Source organism: Sinomonas sp. G460-2 (genome assembly GCF_047759905.1).
Taxonomy (GTDB): domain Bacteria; phylum Actinomycetota; class Actinomycetes; order Actinomycetales; family Micrococcaceae; genus Sinomonas.
In genome coordinates this window covers 1-5,472 of sequence record NZ_JBKZWT010000245.1, presented here as the reverse complement: position 1 = coordinate 5,472, position 5,472 = coordinate 1, and the positions used below count along the sequence as shown (strand labels likewise).

Annotated in this window: 5 protein-coding genes; 3 read left to right on the top strand and 2 right to left on the bottom strand. The window is 71.5% G+C overall.

The window, feature by feature from the left end; translation table 11 throughout:
* Positions 1-1,137 (bottom strand): DUF58 domain-containing protein (locus ACLN58_RS17115; RefSeq protein ID WP_415856453.1); only part of this gene is annotated, 1,137 nt, incomplete at its 3' end.
* 5 nt (positions 1,138-1,142) lie between these two features.
* The gene (locus ACLN58_RS17110; protein WP_415856452.1) at positions 1,143-2,180 is read right to left on the bottom strand and encodes an AAA family ATPase; all 1,038 of its coding nucleotides are present in this window, start codon (positions 2,178-2,180) and stop codon (positions 1,143-1,145) included.
* 171 nt (positions 2,181-2,351) lie between these two features.
* On the opposite strand from ACLN58_RS17110, the gene ACLN58_RS17105 reads away from it, so the two are divergent.
* The 3 genes from ACLN58_RS17105 to rsmA all read left to right on the top strand — a co-directional run.
* Positions 2,352-3,317 carry a TatD family hydrolase gene (locus ACLN58_RS17105; protein ID WP_415856451.1) on the top strand — a complete coding sequence of 322 codons (966 nt, stop codon included), beginning with the start codon at positions 2,352-2,354 and terminating at the stop codon, positions 3,315-3,317.
* A gap of 269 nt (positions 3,318-3,586) precedes the next feature.
* The gene (locus ACLN58_RS17100) at positions 3,587-4,729 is read left to right on the top strand and encodes a transglycosylase family protein (RefSeq protein WP_415856450.1); all 1,143 of its coding nucleotides are present in this window, start codon (positions 3,587-3,589) and stop codon (positions 4,727-4,729) included.
* Positions 4,730-4,788: 59 nt separating this feature from the next.
* Positions 4,789-5,472: 16S rRNA (adenine(1518)-N(6)/adenine(1519)-N(6))-dimethyltransferase RsmA (rsmA, locus tag ACLN58_RS17095; RefSeq protein WP_415856449.1), on the top strand; the 684-nt coding region annotated here is incomplete at its 3' end.

The window sequence follows — 5,472 nt, the reverse complement described above, 5'->3', positions numbered from 1 at the left end:
GAGGGGGCCGCGCTGCCGGTGGGCCTCGATCCTGTCGAGCAGCAGATCCCCGAAGCCTTCGGACGGGTGCGGGGCGATCCCGGGGGCGAGCGCGGCGTTCTCGCCATTGCGCGGGAGGATCGCGGCGAGTCCCTCCGCGAGCGCGGCGAGGCCTTCGCGACCCGAGAAATCCGGCGCGTCAGGAGCGGGCGACGACGGCGAGTGGGAGAGCGCGAGCGTCCCGTCCGCGTCGAGGAGGCGCAGTGTGTAGTCGAGCTCGGCGAGGTGCGCGGCGACCGACATCGTCGCCGTGACCGCCCACTCGAACTCGGGCGGCCCCGGCGCCCACTCGCCTGGGGGAGCCGGGCGGCCCGTCGCAGTGGGGAAAGCGTCCCGCCGGAGGTCGAGCACGATCGTGGCCTCGGGCGAGGTGGCGGACTCCTCCTGCCGCACCATGAGCTGGCCCTGGCGGGCCGTCGCGGCCCAGTGGACGCGGCGCATGGGGTCGCCGTGCCGGTACTCGCGGGTCATGACGTCGTCCTCGGACGGATTCGCCTGCATACGGGTCGCGATCACGCCGTCGATCCCACGCAGCCCCGACAGGACGGATGCCGCGAGCGGCACGGGGGCAGGCGTCACGGTGAGACGCGTCCCGGAATCGATCCGGGTGCGCTGCTCCGCGAGGCCGAAGACGTCGCTCGAGCGCGCCTCGACCGGCCCCAGCAGGTACAGTCCGCGGTGCGGGCACGCGAGCTGGTAGCGATAGCGGCTGGTGCCGTCGGTGCCGACGGTGCGTCCCGGATAGGCGAAGTCCGGCCCCTCGCCGAGCGATGCGGGGAGGTGCTCGGCCATCGAGAGCCGGCCGACGAGGACACCCGTGTGGCCGACTCCGAGGCGGACCTCGGCCGTGTGGCCGGCCTCGACGACCGGCGGATCGCTCGCGCGGTCCACGGAGAGGCCGGGCCGGAAGAGCCGGTTCGCGAGCCACGCGACGGCGGGGACGAGCAAGAGGAAGACCGCGAGGTGCAGGAGGTCGCGGCGCCCCATGAGCTGGGCTGCGAGGAGCACCACGACGCCCGTGCCCACGAAGCCCCAGCCAGAGGCCGTGAGCGCTCCCTGCCACGGCGCGCCGCGCCAGCGCGAAGTGGGGGACGCCATGGGACTCAGCCCTGTCTGCGGAGGCGGGCGGCGCCGTCGGACGGGAGCGGGACGGCCGCGATGAGCGCCTCGAGGATCCCGGCCGCCGTGAGCCCGGCGCCCGCGGCCCTGCGGTCGAGGATGAGCCGGTGGGTGAGTACCGAGGGCGCCATCGCGGCGATGTCGTCCGGGAGCACGAAGTCGCGCCCGTCGAGCGCCGCGCGGGCCTTGGCCGAGCGCAGGAGCTGGAGGACTGCGCGCGGGCTCGCGCCGAGGCGGATCTTCTCGCTCGTGCGGGTCGCTCGGCCGAGCGCGACCGTGAATTCCTTCACGGGGTCCGAGACGTAGACGGACTTGACCGTCTCGGTCATGGCGAGGACGTCAGAGGCCTCGGCGACCGGCTCGACCGAGAGCAGGGGAGACTCCGACTGGTGGCTCTCGAGCATCTCGATCTCGGCGGCCTCGTCCGGGTAGCCCATCGAGATGCGCGCCATGAAGCGGTCGCGCTGAGCCTCCGGGAGCGGGTACGTTCCCTCCATCTCGATGGGGTTCTGGGTCGCGATGACCATGAACGGCTCGCTCAGGCCGTACGACGTCCCGTCCACCGTGACCTGATGCTCCTCCATGCATTCGAGGAGCGCGGACTGGGTCTTGGCGGAGGCGCGGTTGATCTCGTCGCCGATCACGATGTTCGCGAAGACCGCACCGGGCCGGAACTCGAACTGGCGCGTGGCCTGATTGTAGATCGACACGCCCGTTACGTCGCTCGGGAGGAGGTCGGGGGTGAACTGGATGCGGCTCACGGAGCAGTCGATGGTGCGCGCAAGCGTCTTGGCGAGCATGGTCTTGCCCACACCGGGGACGTCCTCGACGAGGAGATGGCCTTGGGCGAGGAGCACCGTGAGCGCCACGCGTGACGCCTCGGCCTTGCCGTCGATCACCCGGTCGACGGCGGCGAGGATCGCCTCGCACGTCGCGCGGAACTGGGCGGGCGGCAAGGCTTTGGGCGGGGGGCTCGGCCTCAGCGGCGTGAGCGCGGTCCCGCCGATGCGGTGCACATCCATGCGTCCCCCTCGGGCCGGTGGAGGAGTGACCGCGAGGAGACCTCCGTCACACCCTGTGGTGTCCACGTTACCCGTAACCTGGCGCTCCAGACTCCCCCCATCCTGTGACCGGGCTGTGACGCGCCTGACAGCGAGCATGGGGGCTGGCGGGGTCCGCTTAGAGTGGGGATCATGTGTGCCTCGCTTCCTCCCGCCGCCTACCGCTGGACCGACGGCGAGGCGGCGGCCGAGGGCGAATCTGCGGGCGGTCCGCGCGGCGGCGAGGGCGAGCTCCGCGCGGCCCACGACGAGGCAGGCCGGAAGCGCCGCCTCGAGTACCCGCCCGCCCCCGAGCCGCTCCCAGTTCCGGTCGTGGACAACCACACGCACCTCAACTTCCGCGACGGGCTCGTCGAGGTCGGTGTCCGCGAGGCCCTCGATGCCGCCGAGGCCGTGGGCGTGCACCGCGCAGTCCAGGTGGGCTGCGACCTCCCGTCCTCGCGGTTCACGGTCGAGGCGCTCGACGCCGACCCCCGCCTGCTCGGCGCCGTGGCCCTCCACCCGAACGACGCGCCGCGCTACGCCGCGCGGGGCGAGTTCGAGTCGGCGCTCGCCGAGATCGAGCGGCTCGCGTCCCATCCGCGCGTGCGGGCGATCGGGGAGACCGGGCTCGACTACTTCCGCACGCACGGCGAGGCGCTCGAGATCCAGCGCGACTCGTTCCGCCGCCACATCGACATCGCCAAGCGCCTCGGCCTGACGCTCCAGATCCACGACCGCGACGCCCACGACGACGTGGTCCGGATCCTCGGCGAGGAGGGCTCGCCCGAGCGCGTGGTCTTCCACTGCTTCTCGGGCGGCGAGGACCTCGCGCGGACGTGCAACGAGAACGGGTGGTTCCTCTCCTTCGCGGGGACACTCACGTTCAAGAACGCGGAGAACCTCCGCCAGGCCCTCTCGATCGCCAACCCCGCCCGTGTGCTCGTCGAGACCGATTCGCCGTTCCTCACGCCGCACCCCTATCGGGGCCGACCCAACGCGAGCTACATGGTCCCGTACACCGTGCGCGGCATGGCCGAGGTGCTCGGCGCGGACCTTGCGGAGCTGTGCTCCCGCATCGGCGAGAACACGGTAGCGGCCTACGGAAGCTGGGACTGAAGGCGCCTCGCGTGGGCCTAGCGGCGGGCCCCCCGGGCAGCCCCGCCGCGTAATGGATCCGTGATAATGGCTTGCCCTTTGATAACACTTCGATTACGCTCAATTCCCAACAGCCGGGGTCGGGGAAGGCCGCCGGACGTATGTGCCCGTGCGCCACGCGCGCTGGGCCAGGGACAGACTTGCTTTCTTGTGCGCGCCGCGCGCGAGGGGGCAGCCCTGTGCCCGCGTCCGGATCCGCCCGTGCCCGGTCCTGCGAGGTGAGGGCACATGTGAGCAGATACTCCGCCGAGAGCGCCGCGGCAAAGCCATTCAGGATTGCCGGCCAGGTCGCCGTCGTGGGTGCGCTCGTGCTGGGCACGACCGCGTTCGTGGCGAGCACGAAGACCGTCACGTTGAGCATCGACGGCAAGGCCAGCACCGTTCAGACTTTCGCCGGGACCGTCGATCAGGTGATCCGGGGCGCTGACGTGGAGATCAAGCCGGCCGACCTCGTCCAGCCGGCGCTCGGCGACGCCGTGGGGAACGGCGCCGTCATCACGGTGAACCGCTCGAAGGAGGTCACCGTCAAGCTCGACGGCGCCCAGCGCACCGTCGAGACGACCGTCCCCACCGTCGACGCGCTGGTCCGCGAGCTCGGCGTCTCCTCCAACAGCGTCGTCTCCCTCGCGGGTTCCACCACGCTTGAGCCCGCGGGCAGCGTCGTGGACATCTCGACCCCCAAGGACGTCACGATCCTCGTCGACGGCCAGTCCGTGACGCGGACGACGGCGGCTGGAACCGTGGGCGGCCTGCTCACCGAGCTGGGGCTCACCCTGAGCGCGAACGACCATGTGTCCCTCGCCCCCAACGCGCCCGTCGTGACCGGCCTCGTGCTCAAGGTCACGCGCGTCGACACCGGCAAGGCGGACACCGTCACGGAGCCGATCCCGTTCAGCACCGAGAAGACCGACGCGCCGGACCTCCCCGTCGGCCAGACGAAGGTCGTTCAGCAGGGCGTCGCCGGCTCGCTCGTCAAGACGTACCAGGTGGTCACGGTCGACGGCCGCGAGGCGGGCCGGACACTCGTCTCCCAGAACGTCACGGTCCAGCCCGTGGTCCAGAAGATCCTCGTCGGCACGAAGCAGCCGGACGCGGGCGCCAACACCGGCGCGGCGGCCCCGGCAGTGATGAACGAGGCCATGTGGGACAAGATCGCCCAGTGCGAGTCCAGCGGCAACTGGGCCGCCAACACGGGCAACGGCTACTACGGCGGCCTCCAGTTCAACATCTCGTCGTGGATGGCGAACGGCGGTGGGGCGTACGCGCCGAACGCGTCCCTCGCGACGAAGGCGCAGCAGATCGCGGTGGCGAACACCTACTACGCGAAGGCCGGCCTCGCCCCGTGGGGCTGCGCGTGGGCGGCGTCGCGCTGACCCGTTCCTAGGTGCTCCGGTTTGGCGGACCGGATGCGACCCGCCGATAGGATGCTCTGGTGACTGAACCCGCCCACCTCCTGGGGGCTGCCGACATCCGGGCCCTTGCCGAAGATCTCGGCGTTCGCCCGACCAAGACGCTCGGCCAGAACTTCGTGATCGACGGCAACACGATCCGCCGCATCGTCGCGGCCGCGAAGCTCGATCCCGGCGAGACCGTGCTCGAGGTGGGCCCCGGACTCGGCTCGCTCACGCTCGGGCTGCTCGACGCCGCGGCGCGCGTCGTCGCGATCGAGATCGACCCCCTCCTCGCGGGGAAGCTCCCCGAGACGGTCGCGCGGTGGCGACCGGACGCCGTCGGCCGTTTCGAGCTCGTGCTTGCGGACGCGCTCAAGGTGACCAGCCTCCCCACCCAGCCGAGCGCCGTCGTCGCGAACCTCCCGTACAACGTCGCCGTGCCGGTGGTCCTGCATCTGCTCGAGCACTTCCCGAGCTTGCGCCACGGGCTCGTCATGGTCCAAGACGAGGTCGCGGACCGGCTCGCGGCCCAGCCCGGCTCGAAGATCTACGGCGTGCCGAGCGTCAAGGCCGCCTGGTACGGGACGATGCGCAAGGCCGGCGTGATCGGCACCAACGTCTTCTGGCCCGCGCCGCGCATCCATTCGGGGCTCGTCGCCTTCGAGCGTCGCGAACCGCCGCGGACGGACGCAAGCCGCGCCGAGGTCTTCGCCGTCATCGACGCG